Origin of the sequence: Prochlorococcus sp. MIT 1314 (genome assembly GCF_034093315.1) — a bacterium.
GTDB lineage: Bacteria > Cyanobacteriota > Cyanobacteriia > PCC-6307 > Cyanobiaceae > Prochlorococcus_A > Prochlorococcus_A marinus_Y.
The window spans coordinates 763,388-780,994 of record NZ_CP139300.1 but is presented as its reverse complement, the minus strand read 5'-3'; the positions used below and the strand labels follow the sequence as shown (position 1 = coordinate 780,994).

General features: G+C 32.5%; 21 protein-coding genes, 1 tRNA gene and 1 other RNA gene. 8 read left to right on the top strand and 15 right to left on the bottom strand.

Annotation, left to right across the window (positions count from 1 at the left end):
* Nucleotides 1–729, top strand: coding sequence for an orotidine-5'-phosphate decarboxylase (pyrF, locus tag SOI86_RS04505; RefSeq protein WP_320682401.1), 729 nt, complete (start codon nt 1–3; stop codon nt 727–729).
* Here the strand turns inward: pyrF and plsY are convergent.
* From plsY to SOI86_RS04480, 5 genes are read right to left on the bottom strand one after another with little or no spacing between them, the layout of a single operon-like run.
* Nucleotides 716–1,306: a glycerol-3-phosphate 1-O-acyltransferase PlsY gene (gene plsY / locus SOI86_RS04500; RefSeq protein WP_320682400.1), complete on the bottom strand. Its 591-nt coding sequence runs from the start codon at nt 1,304–1,306 to the stop codon at nt 716–718. The genes pyrF and plsY overlap by 14 nt on opposite strands.
* A gap of 5 nt (nt 1,307–1,311) precedes the next feature.
* The gene (locus tag SOI86_RS04495) at nt 1,312–2,322 is read right to left on the bottom strand and encodes a DUF3086 domain-containing protein (protein ID WP_320682399.1); all 1,011 of its coding nucleotides are present in this window, start codon (nt 2,320–2,322) and stop codon (nt 1,312–1,314) included.
* A gap of 35 nt (nt 2,323–2,357) precedes the next feature.
* The gene (locus SOI86_RS04490) at nt 2,358–2,762 is read right to left on the bottom strand and encodes a DUF3119 family protein (RefSeq protein WP_320682398.1); all 405 of its coding nucleotides are present in this window, start codon (nt 2,760–2,762) and stop codon (nt 2,358–2,360) included.
* A 4-nt stretch (nt 2,763–2,766) separates the two neighbouring features.
* The gene (locus SOI86_RS04485) at nt 2,767–3,522 is read right to left on the bottom strand and encodes an ABC transporter permease (protein WP_320682397.1); all 756 of its coding nucleotides are present in this window, start codon (nt 3,520–3,522) and stop codon (nt 2,767–2,769) included.
* Nucleotides 3,523–3,531: 9 nt separating this feature from the next.
* Nucleotides 3,532–4,878, bottom strand: coding sequence for an MFS transporter (locus SOI86_RS04480; protein WP_320682494.1), 1,347 nt, complete (start codon nt 4,876–4,878; stop codon nt 3,532–3,534).
* A gap of 112 nt (nt 4,879–4,990) precedes the next feature.
* Between SOI86_RS04480 and SOI86_RS04475 the strand changes: the two genes are divergently transcribed.
* Nucleotides 4,991–5,061 (top strand) — tRNA-Gly (locus tag SOI86_RS04475).
* A gap of 1 nt (nt 5,062) precedes the next feature.
* Here the strand turns inward: SOI86_RS04475 and SOI86_RS04470 are convergent.
* Nucleotides 5,063–7,096, bottom strand: a complete 2,034-nt coding sequence (locus tag SOI86_RS04470) for an isoamylase (RefSeq protein WP_320682396.1) — start codon at nt 7,094–7,096, stop codon at nt 5,063–5,065.
* A 629-nt stretch (nt 7,097–7,725) separates the two neighbouring features.
* Here SOI86_RS04470 and SOI86_RS04465 point away from each other — a divergent pair.
* The 4 genes from SOI86_RS04465 (at nt 7,726) to SOI86_RS04450 (ending at nt 9,062) form a co-directional block, all read left to right on the top strand.
* Complete coding sequence (locus tag SOI86_RS04465) at nt 7,726–8,001, top strand: HU family DNA-binding protein (protein ID WP_320682395.1); 276 nt, start codon at nt 7,726–7,728, stop codon at nt 7,999–8,001.
* 188 nt (nt 8,002–8,189) lie between these two features.
* A complete protein-coding gene (locus tag SOI86_RS04460) occupies nt 8,190–8,447 on the top strand; it encodes a hypothetical protein (protein WP_320682394.1) in 258 nt (85 codons plus the stop codon).
* Between the two features lie 54 nt (nt 8,448–8,501).
* The gene (locus SOI86_RS04455) at nt 8,502–8,747 is read left to right on the top strand and encodes a hypothetical protein (protein WP_320682393.1); all 246 of its coding nucleotides are present in this window, start codon (nt 8,502–8,504) and stop codon (nt 8,745–8,747) included.
* Nucleotides 8,748–8,861: 114 nt separating this feature from the next.
* The gene (locus SOI86_RS04450; RefSeq protein ID WP_320682392.1) at nt 8,862–9,062 is read left to right on the top strand and encodes a hypothetical protein; all 201 of its coding nucleotides are present in this window, start codon (nt 8,862–8,864) and stop codon (nt 9,060–9,062) included.
* Here SOI86_RS04450 and SOI86_RS04445 read toward each other — a convergent pair.
* The 7 genes from SOI86_RS04445 to SOI86_RS04415 all read right to left on the bottom strand — a co-directional run bounded on the left by SOI86_RS04445 (nt 9,057) and on the right by SOI86_RS04415 (nt 14,125).
* On the bottom strand, nt 9,057–9,269 hold the full coding sequence (locus tag SOI86_RS04445) for a hypothetical protein (protein ID WP_320682391.1): 213 nt from the start codon (nt 9,267–9,269) through the stop codon (nt 9,057–9,059). The two genes, SOI86_RS04450 and SOI86_RS04445, sit on opposite strands and share 6 nt — an antisense overlap.
* 2 nt (nt 9,270–9,271) lie before the next feature.
* On the bottom strand, nt 9,272–9,517 hold the full coding sequence (locus tag SOI86_RS04440) for a chlorophyll a/b-binding protein (RefSeq protein ID WP_320682390.1): 246 nt from the start codon (nt 9,515–9,517) through the stop codon (nt 9,272–9,274).
* 44 nt (nt 9,518–9,561) lie between these two features.
* A complete protein-coding gene (cbiB, locus tag SOI86_RS04435) occupies nt 9,562–10,587 on the bottom strand; it encodes an adenosylcobinamide-phosphate synthase CbiB (RefSeq protein ID WP_320682389.1) in 1,026 nt (341 codons plus the stop codon).
* Nucleotides 10,575–11,564, bottom strand: coding sequence for a ketol-acid reductoisomerase (gene ilvC, locus SOI86_RS04430; RefSeq protein ID WP_320682388.1), 990 nt, complete (start codon nt 11,562–11,564; stop codon nt 10,575–10,577). Before ilvC ends, cbiB begins: the two co-directional genes overlap by 13 nt.
* A 110-nt stretch (nt 11,565–11,674) precedes the next feature.
* Nucleotides 11,675–12,286, bottom strand: a complete 612-nt coding sequence (locus tag SOI86_RS04425) for an ATP-dependent Clp protease proteolytic subunit (protein WP_320682387.1) — start codon at nt 12,284–12,286, stop codon at nt 11,675–11,677.
* Between the two features lie 26 nt (nt 12,287–12,312).
* Complete coding sequence (locus SOI86_RS04420; protein ID WP_011376956.1) at nt 12,313–12,975, bottom strand: ATP-dependent Clp protease proteolytic subunit; 663 nt, start codon at nt 12,973–12,975, stop codon at nt 12,313–12,315.
* 40 nt (nt 12,976–13,015) lie between these two features.
* Entirely contained in the window at nt 13,016–14,125 is a 1,110-nt protein-coding gene (locus SOI86_RS04415; protein WP_320682386.1) for a TRAM domain-containing protein, read from the bottom strand.
* A 96-nt stretch (nt 14,126–14,221) separates the two neighbouring features.
* Between SOI86_RS04415 and hemW the strand changes: the two genes are divergently transcribed.
* Nucleotides 14,222–15,445, top strand: coding sequence for a radical SAM family heme chaperone HemW (gene hemW / locus SOI86_RS04410; RefSeq protein ID WP_320682385.1), 1,224 nt, complete (start codon nt 14,222–14,224; stop codon nt 15,443–15,445).
* Here the strand turns inward: hemW and panB are convergent.
* Complete coding sequence (gene panB / locus SOI86_RS04405; RefSeq protein WP_320682384.1) at nt 15,438–16,211, bottom strand: 3-methyl-2-oxobutanoate hydroxymethyltransferase; 774 nt, start codon at nt 16,209–16,211, stop codon at nt 15,438–15,440. The two genes, hemW and panB, sit on opposite strands and share 8 nt — an antisense overlap.
* Nucleotides 16,212–16,258: 47 nt before the next feature.
* Here panB and ffs point away from each other — a divergent pair.
* An RNA gene (gene ffs / locus SOI86_RS04400) (signal recognition particle sRNA small type) lies at nt 16,259–16,355 on the top strand.
* A gap of 12 nt (nt 16,356–16,367) precedes the next feature.
* Here the strand turns inward: ffs and ftsZ are convergent.
* A complete protein-coding gene (ftsZ, locus tag SOI86_RS04395) occupies nt 16,368–17,483 on the bottom strand; it encodes a cell division protein FtsZ (protein ID WP_320682383.1) in 1,116 nt (371 codons plus the stop codon).
* Nucleotides 17,484–17,607: the final 124 nt, after the last annotated feature.

The following is a 17,607-nucleotide window of genomic DNA, read 5'->3' as shown; positions in this document are numbered from 1 at the left end:
ATGAACAAAAGATTTAATTCACAAGATAAAATAATATTAGCAATTGATGGACTAGATCTAAGTCAAGCAAAATTACTTCTAGAAAAATGTCCTAATATTAAGTGGGTGAAAGTGGGTTTAGAGCTTTTTGTTAGGGAAGGTCCTAGAGTTATTAAAATATTGAAAGCTTTAAATAAAAAAATTTTTTTAGATTTAAAATTTCATGATATTCCAAATACCATGAGTGCAGCATGTTACCAAGTATCAAAATTAGGGGTTGATATAATTTCTGTGCATGCTTCAGCGGGTCTTAAAGCTCTTAAGGATTCAAAAAAGGCATCTTTAGAAGGTGCAGCCTTATCAAATCTAAAACCTCCATTTATTGTTGGCATAACTGTATTAACAAGTTTTTCTCTTAAAGATTTTCAAACTGATCTTGATAGGAAGAATTCAATTGAGGATAATGTATTGAGACTCGCAAAGTTATCATTTGATGCTGGATTAGATGGGTGTGTCTGTTCCCCTTGGGAAGCAAAAATTTTGAGATCGATTTATAAGAATAATTTTGAACTAATTACACCGGGTATTAGATTAAAAATTGAAAATAAAGATGATCAAAATAGAATTATGACTCCAGTTGAAGCCATAGCAAATGGTGCTTCTAAATTGGTTATCGGTAGATCAATATCAAAAGCTCTAAATCCAAATAAAGCTCTCTTGGAAATATTTGAATCTATTAATTCTCATTGATTTTGGATTCTTCTCCCTTAAGCAATCTTGTTATATTTGTTCTATGTTTCCAGATAACTAATAATGAGACAATAAAACTTATAAAAAAGTACGAGTGAATAAAATTACCTAGGTAAAAAAACATAAAAACAGGAAGTAATATTGCAGCTGAAATACTGGATAATGATACAAATTTAGTTTTTGCTAATACTATAAGAAAAATCCCAAGAGAAGCTAGTCCAACTTTCCAAGAAAGAGCTAAAAACATCCCTAGTCCAGTTGCTACAGCTTTTCCTCCTTTCCCTTTAAGCCATATAGGCCATATGTGTCCTGCAATGGCGGATATACCTGCAATTACTTCTATTAATCCTTGATCTGTATAATATTGAGCAATTTTTACTGCAAAAAGACCCTTTCCAACGTCAATAATAAAAACAAAAAGTGCTGGCCATTTCCCTACATTTCTTAAGACATTTGTGGCACCTGTAGATCCAGAACCTATAGTTCTTAGATCTATATCTTTTAGATATTTTCCAACTAAAAAACCTGTGGGCAGGGAACCTAAAAGATAACTTGCAATGATTATTAAAATATTCATAAAGATTAGTTTAGTTCAAGATCGTCGTAAATTTCATTATTTGAACCGGCGAATGCAAGCCACAATGGGAATTGAAGTATTGGAATTTCAACAGATGTTTCCGCTGCATCAATAATAATAAATGGTAATTCTTCATTAGCTTCTAATCTATCAGCTCTTTCGATGACACCTTCAGGCCTTTCGAAAAGAACAATCCCACTATTAGGTCCAAAGTCATCTCTTGTGAGGCCGAGTGAGTCTTGAAGAATTCTTCTCCATTCTCCTAATCTTTCTGGCTGCGAAGCTAAGATAAGAGTCTGAAACTGATCTCCATATAATTCGCCAAGAATAGATATTAAACCAGCGGATAATAAGGCATTTTTTTGTCGAGATCCTCTACTTTCAAGAGAGCCTCTACCACCCATGTTAAAGAACCAATCATACATTATTTCTATATCTGATGAATCAAGACTTCGTCTCAACTTCCAAGGTTCAGCATAAAAATCAGGCTGTTCTGTAAAAGTTGAAAAGCAATTTTTTATAATCTCTTCATCTGGCTTAAATGTTTCAGAAAGAGCGGGAACATTAACCACATTATTTTCTTTATTATCTTGCTTTTTTTCATCAAGCGGAGATGGTTTTACGATTATTGGTTGAGAGACTAATTCAAGTTTCTCAACGTTTTGTGAAAGATTCTGCAAAGCCCCAGTTAGGTACTCTTGAAAGCCTTTAACTTTTTTAGCGATATTATCTGACTGTCCTTTAAAATTTGACTCAATATCTTGTTCTAATTCATTTTTTTTTGTTTCTAACTCTTTTATTTCATTAACTAAAGAGTCTTTTTTTGAAACGAGATCACTAAAAATCTCATTAGAAATTTCATGGAATGATTTATTTGATTTATCGTTTTTTGAAGCAATTTTTTTATTTTGTGTTGAATTTTTTCTAGTAATTGGTTTGGTTTTATCGTCTGAAATTGTTTTTTCTATTTTTAATTCCTTCTCAGGATTATTGTTTGAAATTTCTGTATTGTTCATTTAAATAAATTTGATGATTAAGCAAACATTAATTTTTAGGAATTTTTAATTTCCAGAGAGTCAACTTTTTTTAGAAGTTCGTCTTTTAATTGCTTTGGATTAAATAATATTGGTAATAAATGAGGACTAGATTTTTCTCTAAAATAAAAAATACCTGGAATTATAGGAAAAAAGAATTTCCAAGATATCCAGTTCTTGAATGGAAAAGTTCTAATCTCTTTACCAAATTGTAAAACGATAAAATCATCACTTGTTATTTTTATTCTTAAGGTAAATGATTGAAGTAATAAAAAAAAGCTAAAAGATGCAAAAACTATTGTTGGCAAAGAACCAATATTTAAAAATAAAAGCATAAAACTTAAAATTATTAGAATGATTGGTAATTGAAATGATGGTGAAATTATTACTGGTTCTTCTTTTTTTGATTTAGTGGTGAACATTGAATTATCCAAATAAAATTTGTGTTAATAATACATCCATTAAAGATACAGTAACGAGAGTCATTACAACCGCACCAGTTGTACTTGTCCCAACTTCTTTTGGTCCACCTTTAGTAGTGAGTCCATAACCACAAGCAATAATTGAAATAAGTAATCCGAAAACTACAGATTTTATTAACATTGCAGTTAAGTCTGTGCTAGTTAAACTCACATTACCTGATCTTACTGATGTCCAAAAAATTATTGGGGGGACTTTATAAAAAATTGTGCTCCATATTTGTCCACTCCACAAAGCTACAGATAAAAACAAAAGACACTGTATCGGTGACATGATTACCATCGATAGTAACCTTGGAACCACCAAATATTGGACTGGCTCGGTTCTTAACATTGTTATAGCCTCAATTTGTTCTGTAACTTTCATCGTACCTATTTGAGCAGCGTAAGCGGTTGCAACCTTTCCAGTCATTAAAGTAGCCGTTAGAAGGGGAGCCATTTCTCTCGCCATTCCTACTGCAAGTAAACCTCCTATTTCACTCGAAACCCCCATACTTGTAAGTTGTGACGCAACTTGAATATTAAAGACTGTACCTGCAGCAATTCCTGTAATTAATACAATTAATAAACTTCCAGGACCTGACTCCATTAGTTGGTCAAAAAGATCATTTTTAGATATTTTACCTCTAAAGATAAAATTAATTGCTTGCCCGCCAATAATTAAGCTGCTTAAAAGTCTGTTAAAAAACTTAAGGTAATTCATATCTTTATATTAGTTCGTAATTAATTTTCGATCCCATTTCCGCATTATTAAAAGACCAATTATTACCAATACTGAGGGTATAAAGCCAATACATAGTCTAATAGTTAATTGTGCTGAGGTACATTGTTCAACAATATTAAAACTATCTTTATCAACAAAGCATGATTGATAACCAGACAAATACAACAAAAAGCCTAATAATTGAACACTTAATGCAATCCCAATCTTCTGAATAAGTACCATCCAAGCAGTATATAATCCAGCTGGTTTCTCTGGATCTTCGTCTATTGCATCAGGAAGTAGTGACCAAGGGATGAGAAAAGCAGTTGCAGCTCCAATGCCAATTAGACAGATTATGGAAATTAAAAGAATGAAAAAAATTATGTTACTAGCATTTAGAAATATACTATTACCAACTTCAGGAATATTTGATAAAGAAGGTAAAAATAATGCTGCCGTACATGAAATGATCCATATAATCGCTCCATAGTTTAAGGCTGAAATTCTATTTAATTGATTTGATACTCTGGTCCATATTTGTAAACCTACTAAGGCGCTAATTTGAAAAGGTATTGGGATCCATTTCGCAATATCTGTTGGCACCTTAAGTACATCCTCTACATAGATTAAAGCTACAGTTTGCATCAATTGTAAGGCGCACCAAAGTAGAATATAAAGAGTAATAACTTTGAGAAATTTTTTATTTCTGAAGATTCTTTTGAATTGAAGTGTTATAGCTTCTACTTTCCCTGAAGGTCTTCTAGCTTTTTTTGCAAATGGAGCCAATCCCCAACATGATATTAATGTTGTTGTAACTGCAATACAACCACTTATTTTACCCATTAAAAAATATTCATTATTTGCTGATCCTTCAGAACCTAAAACAACTCCAGCAATTATCAAACCAGTTAATCCTGCAATGATTGAACCAGTAAATCTAGCGGCGTTTAACCTTGTTCTTATTGCTGTTTTTTCGGAAATTTCAGTTGATAGAGCCGCAAAAGGAAGATTGATACTTGTATAAGCAGTCATTACAATTATGGAAATTATGGCATAGTAGATAGTCTTGTTTAGTACTGAACCTGTTGGTGTCCACCATATTGCGCTTAAAGAAAAACCAAGAGGAACTGATGCTATTACCATCCAAGGGATTCTTGGCCCCCATCTTGATTGGGTCCGATCACTTAACCACCCAATTAAAGGATCATTTATTGCATCCCATATCTTAATTAACATTAATAATGATCCAGCAATTATTACAGGTAAACCAGCCGAAATAAAGAATTTGAACAGAAAAAAACCAAATTGAGTTGCTACTAACCCCGTGCCTGCGTCTCCAAGACCATAGGAGAACATTAATCTTGTTGTTGCTCTGGTGATATTTTCTTTCGAGTGTGAATTTTCCAATCTTTTTACTTTGGTGATTGTTTGATATTGTATTATTGCAATGGTAATTCTATTACTATTTGCGGGCGTGGTTTAGTGGTAAAACCTCAGCCTTCCAAGCTGAAGATGCGGGTTCGATTCCCGCCGCCCGCTTTTAGAATATAAAATTTTTTGATCCAAAGACTTCTTCTGAAATAATTAGTAGGGAGCTTCTACTATTAATTAAAACAGATTCCTCATTAACAGTTAAGGGTTCAGAAATCTCATTCATACTAGTATCAATAATTTTTAACCACTTATAATTACATTTTGGTAAGGGGAAATTGATACTTTTTGAATATGCATTTAAGCCTATCCAGACCAGAGGATTACTTTTGCCTTTGTTTATGCTAAAGGCAACTGTGTGAGACCAACTACTCCAATCTGGGTTATCTAACTTTGTCCCATGCCAATGATATCTTGGAATATTTTCATGTTTATGATTATTAGGTAACAATGCTGGATTAAAAATATTTATAAGTTTTTTTCGGATTTTTATAACGTATTTAAAATAGTCTAATAATTCCATATCTTGTTGACTATTATCCCAATTCATCCAACCCAACAAATTATTTTGGCACCAAGAATTATTGTTACCTCCTTGCGACCTTCCTATTTCATCTCCCATAAGTAACATTGGAACACCTCTAGAAATAAGTAAACTAAGAAGAAGATTTTTTTGTTGTCTTTTTCTTAAATTATTGATTGATAAGTTTGTAGTTGGCCCCTCTATCCCATGATTCCAAGAATTGTTATGGTTATCACCATCTCTATTTTGTTCTTTGTTTGAAAAATTATGTTTCCTATTAAATGTTACTAAGTCTTTTAGGGTGAATCCGTCATGTGAAGTAATAAAATTTATTGATTTCGGAAAAATATTATCTTCTTTATAAATAGATGGACTACCTTTTATTTTATCGCTCATATTCCAAGCTGTATCTTTATCTCCCTTCCAAAATCTCCGCAAGTCATCCCTAAAATGACCATTCCAAGTAAAGGTATTCTTCGATGGGAAATCACCTATTTTATATAAACCACCACAATCCCATGGTTCACTGATAAACTTGATACCAATTAGTTCTGGCTCACATTCTATATCTTCAAAAATGGGAGGATTTTCGAGTGGTGATAGATTTTCTCCTCTTGATAAGGCAATTCCTAAATCAAATCTAAAACCATCAACTCCTAATTCACTTGCCCAACATTTCAATGATTCAATTATTAGTTTTCTAACTAACCCTCTGTTTGCTGCAATAGTATTCCCACAGCCAGAAACATCCTGATAATTTTTATCTTTTCCAATAAAATAATAAAGATTTTCATCTATACCTTTCCAAGATATTGCAGGGCCATGAGAATCTCCTTCAGAAGTATGATTATATACGACATCTAAGATGACTTCAATGTTTGCTTTATGACACTCCTCTACTAATCTTCTAAATTCATCTCTATTCTTCACTGCAGATTCATTTGAGAGATATTCAAAATGCGGAGTAAACCAATTGATTGGGCTATAACCCCAGAAATTTTCTAAACCATTTGGTGCATCAGTTGGATCGAAACAAAAAATCGGAAGTAATTCAATTGTTGTAATCCCCAATTCTTTAAGATACGGAATTTTTTTTAAGAATTTCTTTAAACAACTCTCATCTTTATCTGTTGATTCTGTGAAGGCTTTGATATGGAGTTCATAAATAATTGTTTCTTCCCAAGAATGTTTCGGTCTTGGATAATCTTTAAAATTAAATAATTTTCTATCGCAAACAACGCTTTTAAGGCAAGAATTGGTATTTTCATGCGTTTTTAATGCATTTTCTCTTTTATAACTTCCCCAACCAGTAATACCCCTTGAACATGGATCAATTAAAACTTTCTTTTCGTAATTATTATTAATCCCATTACTTTTTTGTTTTACTCTAAAAGCATAAATACAGCCTTCATTTAGATTTCTTATTTCAGCATGCCAGTAAGGACCTGTATTATGATTTTGATCTAGTTTCAGTATGTTTTTTGGTATAACAGAGTCCTCTTTTTCAAATAATAAGATTTCTACATATTCTGCATTTGTGGCTATCAGAGAAAAATTTACTCCTTGTCCAGTTAGAGAACTTCCTAAAGGAAATGGGTTACCTTTATTGATATGAGTCACTGTCTCCTTATAATTGGTTAGTTAAATAATGAGATAATTTATTCAAATTATTAATATTTGAATAATAGATGCAAAATTTAAAAAAAAACTCAAATTTATGGTTTCACTAATCAACTTAATTAAATCTTAGAGAATATTAATTTTTTAACCTATTACAATTCACCCCTCCATCTGCTCAGTGAAGAAAACGATTTTGAAAGAGACTTTTATTATGAGAAAACAAGATTTTTCTTGATTTCAAAATAAAAATTATGCTGCCTCATGTGATGAGAAGGAAATATATCTGAAAATTAATAAAATATAATAAATAGTTCAAATTCTTAATTTCCTAACCTTTAGAAATTTTTTTCTTTGATAGATTCAGTTGAATTTTTTATGGCTAAATCCAGTATTACCAATTGGTTTAGATGTTTTCTAAATACTGAGCTAATTTTTTATATAAGAAAAATTTTAGGCAACAAACTTAAATTATATAGCTAAAAATGTCCCTGAGATTTGTATAAAGCTTTGCGCCACCGGCATTTTCGGTTGCCGGATTTGTATTTGCCCCATATGATGTGCAAGTTCGAGGTTTTTAGACTTGATTTAAAACTCTTCGTCTATTTAATCTCTGCTTTATAAAAAATTCAATGAACAAAGCTGATTTAGTAAACGTTGTGTCGGCTCAAACAGGAGCCACAAAAACTGATGTTTCCTCAATAGTTGATGCAACTATTGAAACTATTGTTGATTCAGTAGTGGATGGCAAAAAAGTCTCCATACTAGGGTTTGGTTCTTTTGAGCCAAGAGATCGTTCTGCAAGACAGGGATTAAATCCTAAGACAGGCGAAAAAATAGCAATACCTGCTAAAAGAGTTCCTACATTCTCAGCGGGTAAACTATTTAAGGACAGAGTTCAAGGATAATTTGTTTATCTAATTCTTCCTTTTAGACTAAGGTGCTCTTGTAGGGCATCTTTTTTTTTCAATTTCAATAAAATGCTATTAATTCAATTCCCCAAATTTTCAAGGTCATCTTAATTTTTATATCTTGAGAAGTAATGAAATTATTAACTATATTATTCCTGAAATTTTTATTTTTATCTAATTTCCTTATGGCAGAAACAATACCAATAAAGCCCATAATTATAAATCAATCTAGTAAATGTATTAAAGATCCTCAAAATCAAGTATGTAGAGGATTAGTTTCTAAAATAGAACAACTTCAATTAGTAGCATTTGATCAAGATAAATTCAAATGTCAATCTAGTTTATTGGGTTTGCAGTCGGAAGTTATTAAAGCTTATTTTTTAAAGAAATACCTTAATGAGAAAGAATCATTTATGATTAAATATGTAATTAAAAATTGTTAATTATTAAAATAATTTCTTTTTTTCGAATATTATTAATTTGTTATTGAAATTTAAATGGTAAAAGGTTTTTCTGAAGATGAAGTTAAAACTGATGTTGAAAAAAAATATTCAAAAAAAGAAAAAAAAGGCCTAGCTTCTTTTCTTAAAGACAAGGAGATTACATACACCTTACCAGGTAAAAAACAAATAAATATTATTGGATCACTAGTTCTTGGCTTGAATATAATCTTAATACTTTTAGTCATCTTATATCTAAATAATCAAGAATTCCATGACTTTATTTTTAATATTGGACGTTAAGTGTATTTTAGATCGGAAAATTTTTTTAGATGATATATTTAAATTTTAGAATTTGTTATGAAGGTATTTAATTTAATTTTTTCAGTATTTTTTTTGTTAGTACTTGTTTTATTCTTGATATATTTTTTAACAGGTTATGATTCTGCTTTTGAGGCAGACCAATATTGTCATTCATACCTCTCAAGTTACGATAATTTATCTGGTAATTATGGATGTGATCATGATACTGAGACACATCAATGGATACTTTATGAGTCAAATGACAACAATGAACCAGCTAAAATTATTAGAAAATTTAGATACAAGTTTTTATAACTCAATTTTTTTATAAATAAATTTTGCAAATATGATGGAAATTATAGCTGTAATTGCGAAAGTAAGATATTGATAAATACTACCCTCTAAATAAATTTTATTCTTATAAAGAGGATAATCAATAAGAGAACCAAAAGTTCCCCAAATTATTACCCATACGGATATGTATAAGAATACTTTTATTGGATTAGATTTTTTCCCCCCCATTTTTAATTAATACCAAAAATTGAAGACGTCACAGGTTTACCTTTAAAAACTAACTCGGTTAATACTAACATTAAGAATCCGATCATTGCTGCTCTACCATTTACAAGCTCAGCACTATTATTAAATCCAAAAACATTCTTTACTTCATCTCCCTGATTATCTACCCACTTCGAGTATTTATTGTTAGTTAATGATCTATTTGTTAAATCATTATTTTTATTTTCCATTGAAGAGTTTTGTTCTTGCATTGAGACTTTTTGTTTATTTTAATAATTTTAAAACTAATTTATTATTAATTTGGATTAAAAATTATAAAAAAAATTAAGATAAAAATTATTATCCATAAAAATTGTAATCTCAAAATTAATTGACATATTAACTTGATTTTCTCTCTATTACAAAAATCTCCATTTGAATTGATGATTGGCTTTTCAATAATTTCATTTTGATATTTACTTTTTCCGCCTAATTTAATACCGGAGATATATGCAAATATAGCTTCTGAAATCCCTGAATTAGGGGAAGCATACTTTTTGCCATCTAGATAACTATTTTTTATGATTGATAAATAATTATTTACTTTGGAACTAACTAAAGGTAATGTCAGTAAAACTAATCTTGAGGGAATAAAAGTGAAATAATCTTCGATTTTTGCGCTGAAAAAACCCAAATATCTAAAGTAATCATATTTATAACCAATCATTGAATCTAATGTGCTTATGGCTTTATAAGAAAAACCAAGTGACAAAGGACCTGGTAGAAAAATTGAAAACTTCATTAAAACGATTCCAATAAATATCCAAAATAATGGCCCAAATATTCCATCAACTGAATTTTCTGCAAGACTTTCTGTACTTGATCTCATAAGATGTTCCATCGAAGATGACCTTACATCCCTACTTACTATTCTTTGGACTTTCTCTTTGATTGCGTTTTCATTTTTGTCATTAATTTCTTTGCGTTCTATTAGCTCTGCAATCTCTTTTACACTTGAAATAAGTCCTTTAGTGGCAAAACAACTTGAAAGTCCTAAAAAAATTAAAAATCCACTAAAAAGATTATTTTTTGATTGCATATAACTAAGTTCTATCAATTTCCCTAAACTAAAACTTATTCCAATAGTAGAAATAGCGATAATGAAACCGCCCCAAAATAATATATTTTTATTTTCTCCACAATTTTTTATGAATAAATCAGATATTTTTTTTATGTAAAAGCCAATTATTTGAACAGGGTGAATAAAGAATCTTGGATCACCGATCAATAAATCAAAACCAATCGATCCAAGAAATATTAAAAATAAATTTATTTCAGCCAACTGAACATAGCTCGCAGACCTTTACCTACTTTCTCTATTTCATGTTTTGAGTTCTCTTCTCTTAATTTTGTCATTAAGGGTTTATTTTTATCACATTCTTCTACAAAATTCTTAGCGAAAGTTCCGTCTTGAATATCTTTCAGGATTTTTTGCATTTCTTTCTTTGTATCACTATTGATAAGTCTTTTACCACTTACATAATCTCCATATTCTGCAGTATTTGAAATGGAATCCCGCATTTGAGATAGGCCTCCCTTTACCATTAGATCAACAATTAGCTTAACTTCATGTAAGCATTCGAAATAAGCAAGTTCTGGTTGATATCCCGCCTCTACAAGGGTTTCGAAGCCCGACTTGACAAGTTCAGATAAGCCTCCGCATAAAACTGCTTGTTCGCCAAATAAATCAGTTTCTGTTTCTTCTTTGAAATTCGTTTCAAGTATCCCAGCTCTTGTTCCTCCAATACCTTTAGCGTATGCCATCGCTAATGATCTTGCCTTCCCAGAATAATCCTGCTCTACTGCGAACAATGCAGGAACCCCTTGCCCATTCTGATATTCCCATCGAACAGTGTGCCCAGGTCCTTTTGGTGCAATCATTACCACATCCACAAAACCAGGAGGTTTGATAAGTCCGAATCTTATATTGAATCCATGAGCAAAACTTAATATCTTACCTTCTTTTAAGTTTGGTTCTATTTCTTTAAGGTAAACATCTTTCTGAAACTCATCTGGAAGAAGAATCATAATCCAGTCTGCTTTTTCGCAAGCTTCAGAAACACTAAACACTTTTAGTCCATCGTTAATAGCTTTGCTTTCAGATTTACTTCCTTTATATAATCCGACAATTACATCCATACCGCTATCTTTAAGGTTTAAGGCATGTGCGTGACCTTGTGAACCATATCCAATTATCGCTATTGTTTTATTATTTAAAAGACTTAGATCTGCATCTGTGTCGTAGAAGAGTTGGGTCATTAGTTCTAGTTTCTTTGCATTTGATAATTAATATTTTAGACATTAAATGTGTAAATAAACCAATAAATTATTAATTTAAAAATGAAAATTAAAATATTTATTTAGAAAATTTAAGACTGATTTGCTTCGCTTGGATGTTTGATTACTCTATCAATTAAGCCATAGTTTTTTGCCTCTTCTGCACTTAGAAAATAATCTCTGTCTGTATCCTTTTCAATTTTCTCGAATGATTGACCTGTCATATCTGCCATAGACATATTTAACATATCTTTAATTCTTAAAATTTCCTTAGCTTCAATTTCAATATCACTTGCCTGGCGTTGAGATGTTCCTCCTAGGGGTTGATGAATCATTATTCTGCTATGAGGCAAAGCAACTCTTTTCCCTTTTGTACCAGCGGCTAATAGGAACGCACCCATTGAGGCTGCGAGGCCTACGCAAATAGTTACTACATCACTTTTTACGTATTTGATAGTGTCATATATAGCCAAGCCAGCGGTTACTGATCCTCCTGGGCTATTTATATAAAGGTAGATAGGTTTGGAATTGTCATCAGAATCTAGATAAAGCATTTGTGCAACAAGGCTATTAGCAATACCATCATTCACTTCTTGTCCAAGGAAAAGAATTCTTTCAACACCCAGTCTTGTATATATGTCAACCCACCTTTCATATTGACTTCCGGGAAGTCTGTAAGGCACGCTTGGAGTTCCTATAGGCATGATTTTAAAATAGTTGTTTGTGAGAATTAAATTTTATTTGGCAAATCTTTTTGACTTGTGAGTATTCTATCGATAACTCCATAATCAAGGGCTTCTTGAGGGTTAAGATAACTCATCCTGTCAGAGTCTTTAGAGAGTTCTTCGATAGTCTTTCCAGTATTACGAGATAAAATCTCTAGCATGGATTTTTTATTTTTCAAAACTTCCTCAGCTCTTATTTGGATATCAGTTGCTTGACCTCTTGCTCCGCTTATAGGTTGATGTAAAACAATAGAGGCATGTGGAAGAGCAGCTCTTTGCCCCTTCGTGCCAGATGAAAGGATAACTGCAGCTGTCCCCATTGCTTGTCCAATACATATTGTATGTACAGGAGGCTTAATGTAACTTATTGTATCGCAGATAGCGAAAGCTTCTGTTTCGAAACCAACTGCGTCACCAGTGTACCAACTTGTTCCTGTAGAATTGATATAGAAATAAATCGGTTTTTCTGGATCCTCAAACTCTAGATAAAGAAGTTGAGCAATAATTAGCTCAGTAACATCCATTCCTAGTTGTCTTTTTGCATCATCATCTGAGAATAATGGCAAACCAAGATAAACGATTCTCTCTTTCAGTAAAAGGGAGGGAAGATCAGGGGGCGGGGTCCTCATAACGGTGTTTTCGCCGTAATAAGGAGCAGATACAGTCATTTGTATCACAAAATTAAGATTGATTTGATTCTAGCTAGAATTAGCCCTGTGTCGCTGGTGATTTAAAAGATTTGTTTGACTCAGGATTATTGATCAGTTTTCCAAATACCATTCTTCCAGTAGGAGTTTGTAGTGCTCCTGTGATAACAATATCTAATCTGCTTCCCACAAAATTCTTTGCTTCATCAATTACAACCATTGTTCCATCATCCAAATATCCAATACCTTGCATTTTTTCTTTACCCTCTCTCACGATTTTTATATTAAGTGATTCTCCTGGCTGTACTTCTGGTCTTAAAGCAATGACTAAATCACTCAAATTCATAACTTTTAATTCTTTAACTTCCGCAACCTGCGAGAGATTATAGTCGGCTGTAATTAGAGTTCCTGTCATATCCTCAGTAATTTTCAAAAGTTTTTCATCTACCCCATTACCTTCATACTTTGTTGGATTTATTACAAGTCTTCTCCCATATAAATCTCTTAATTCTTTTAACAATTTCAAACCTCTCCTGCCTTTTGACCTTTTTTCGTTACTGCTTGAGTCAGCTAAAGTTTGTAATTCATCAATTACACTTTGAGCAACAATTAATTGTCCTTCCAACAATCCGCAACTTAATAGGCCATTTATTCTGCCATCAATAATTACACTGGTATCAAGAATTTTTGGACTTGCAGCGGGCAGTATTCCTTCATTAACTAGATAAGCATCAGTATTATTAGGATTGAATAATCTTAAAAATGTTCTCCCATGGGTATCTGCTAACTTATAACCAAGTACACCAAAGAAAATATTGCTTAATATAGCTGCTAGAGGTTTTGCGAAAAAGACTTCTCTAGGGAAAGGAATTAATAGTATTGGAGCAAGAAGGAGATTCGCTACTAGTAATCCTAAAATTAAGCCAACTGATCTACTTACTAATAAGTCTGTGGGCATCGTCCTTATTTGATCAAGAAACGTCTTTCTAAGTTGAAGGAATACAAAACCTGCTGCTAATCCTATAAACAAACCAATAATTGCTAAAACAATTCTGAAACCTTCTACATTAGATACCTGTTTGAGTATGTCTACTGGCAATAAATCAACCCCAAGCCATCCTGAAGCAGCCCCAGATAATACAAATAAAATTAATACTAAGATATCTGTCATATCTATAATCTACTAGGATTTATTAATTGAGTAAATAAGGATTTTGTTTTTTTCGATCCTTAATACTTTTTTGGAGCTTAAAAATGAATCTAAATTATGAATAAGTTTCCAAGAAGTGCCTATGTACACATCCCTTTTTGCCATAGGAGGTGTTTTTATTGTGATTTTGCAGTTATTCCACTTGGAAACAATGTTGAAACTTTACAAGGTTATGGAAGCAAAACTGTTAAAGAATATTTGAAATTTTTATACAAGGAAATATTGTCAATTAAGCATAAATCACCTCTTTCGACACTTTATTTAGGAGGTGGCACACCATCAATTTTGGATCCGAAACAAATCAAAGAATTAATTGATATTTTTAAAGAAAATTATGGAATTGACTATGGTGCTGAAATTACCATGGAAGTTGATCCAGCAAGTTTTAATCAAGATGATCTTTATGGATTCATAAATGCTGGTATAAATAGATTTAGTCTCGGTGTACAAAGTTTTAATAATCAGATACTTCAAAACTCGGGAAGGCGGCATTTAAGAGTGGATGCTGAAAAATCTTGTTTATGGTTGAAGAGAGAATATGATTCTGGGTTAATAAAAAGCTGGAGCTTAGATTTAATTCAAAATTTGCCATTTAGTGGATTTAATGAGTGGCAAGATGACTTAAAAAAGGCAATAACGTTTTTACCACCACATATATCTATTTACGATTTAAATATTGAAAATGGAACTGTTTTTAAGAAATTAGTTAATTTAGGAAAGTTAAAACTTCCAACTAATGATGAGGCTTTTAGAAATAGTCAATCAACTCATTTAATCTTAAAAAACTCAGGGTACTCAAGATATGAAATCTCAAACTATTCTCTCCCGGGTCATCAATCCAGACATAATAGAGTTTATTGGAGTGGATTAGGCTGGTGGAGTTTTGGTCAAGGTTCTACTAGTTCTCCTTGGGGAGAAAAGTTAACTAGACCAAGAGTTAGTAAAGAATATAAAGAATGGGTAATTAGGCAATGTGAACTTAATCTAGATTCATCCCTAACTAATAAAGATTTTATCTATAAAGAACTTGATGAGAAAATCATGTTGGGATTGAGACTTAAAGAGGGTGTAGATATCCAGGAGGTGTTTAAAGAACAAAACTGGGAAAACAAAAAATTCAAAAGAAACCTAAGTAAATTGCTTGAAGAATGGGAAAGATTTCTTGAAAGTGGACTTTTAGTGAAAAAGGGGAATAGATTCTTTTTAAGCGATCCAAAAGGAATGGAACTTAGTAATCAAATTCTTATTGCCATGTTTAAGTGGTGGGATGAGATTACTTAAGTCTTTCAGAGTCTACCCATTCTTTCAATTTATCCTTAAATAATTCCTTCCCTTTTATAATCGGCTGACAAAATGGTGGTTGATTATCATTAAGACCCAACAAATCTGCAGTAACTCTTACTTGCCCATCACAATGATTACCTGCACCGATACCTATTGTGGGAATTGTTAAAGTCTTTTGTATTTCTTTAGCAAGCAAATCAGGAATATGTTCAAGAACTATTGAAAAACATCCCAACTTTTCAAGAAGAGAAGCCTCTCTCTTGATTTTTTCTTGGCTTTCTAAGCTTTCTCCTTGTTTTTTTAATCCAAGATTTAGATAGCTTTGTGGTGTAAGACCTATATGACCCATAACAGGGATTCCCATTCTTATTAATCTAGAAATAACTTTTTGTATTTCTGGTTCAGCCCCTTCTACCTTTACAGCCTTTGCATAAGTGCTCTGAATAATTTTTCCTGCATACTCCACAGCTTTATCCTCTCCACATTGGTAAGTCAGAAAAGGCATATCTGATACGACCAAGGGTTGTTCTTCAATTTTCTTTTTAAATCCTCTTGAAACTGCATTAGTATGATAAATTATGTTTTCTAAAGTTAATGGCAATGTCGATTTATATCCTAAACAAACCATTGCCAAGGAATCTCCCACTAAAACGAGATCAACATTAGCTTGTTCTGCAATAGATCCTGATATGGAGTCCCATGCAGTTAGTGCAATAATTTTTTGAGATTTTTCTTTATACTTTACGAGTTCTGAAGGTAACATAAGAAATTTATGTATCTTTTTTAATCAAGAATTGCTAATATGTTTGTGACTCGGCCTTTCGCGGTTTTAACGCCTAAACCTGGTCAGGACCGGAAGGTAGCAGCCACAAGGGATGCTTGAGGCAGGCGAGATAACCGAGTCACTTTATTCTACCTTTTAACTTATATCTCTTTTATTCTGCCTTAATCTCAAAAACTCGGGAATACTTGCTCCTGACTCTTTATTATCGGATAAATTATATAAAGGTTGATTTGATAATCTGTTTTTAATTCTTTGTTGACTTAAAGGTTGGTTTGTTTCAAATCCTGTGGCAATTACAGTAACTTGTATCTCTCCTTCCATTGCCTCATCGACAACTGCACCTACAATAATATTCGCTTCTTGATCAACAACATCATAAATAATTTCAGATGCGGAGGTCATATCTTCCAAGGTCATGTCTTTGCCTCCGGTAATATTTATAACGCAACCTTTAGCCCCATCAATTCTAGCTGCTTCTAATAGAGGACTATTCATTGCTGCCTGTGCTGCCTCTAATGCTCTAGATCTTCCTGAACCAATACCTATACCAAGAAGGGCCGTACCTGCCTCTGTCATTACAGATCTTACATCTGCGAAATCAACATTTACTAATCCTGGGCAAGTAATTATGTCACTGATTCCTTTGACTCCCATCCTTAAAACATCATCAGCATTCCTAAATGCTTCTTGGAGGGGAGCTCCTGCAATAACATCTTTCAATCGATCATTTGGAATAACTATGAGAGTATCTACATTTTCAGCTAGCCTTGCGATTCCTTCTTCTGCTTGACGCATTCTTCTTTTTCCTTCAAAAGAAAATGGTTTAGTTACTATACCTACTGTTAAAGCACCACTTTGTTTGGCTACTTCAGCAACTACCGGAGCAGCCCCTGTACCCGTACCGCCACCCATTCCAGCGGCTATAAAGACTAGATCAGAGGCCTCTAAAGCTTGTTGAAGCTCATCTCTAGATTCTTCGGCGGCTTTTTGACCAATACTTGGATTACCACCAGCACCTAGACCTCTTGTAAGGTTTTGTCCTAGTTGAACTCTACGTTCTGCAGAAGACTGTAGTAGTGCTTGTGCATCAGTATTTAGGACTCTAAATGATACACCCTCTAAATCACTATTTATCATTCTGTTAACTGCGTTACTTCCTCCCCCGCCTACACCAATAACTTCTATTTTGGCGTTTTGACTGGGAAGGATTTCTCTCGATTGATCAAAGTTTGGATTGTTACCGAAGCTCATCTCTTAATAGGGAACTGATACTAGTATTGGGTGCATTATGAACTCACTAAGCTCATCTGTAGGGATTTGTTTAGGAAAATCCTTAAAATATTTATTTTCTAAATATTTCTTTTTAAATGCTTAA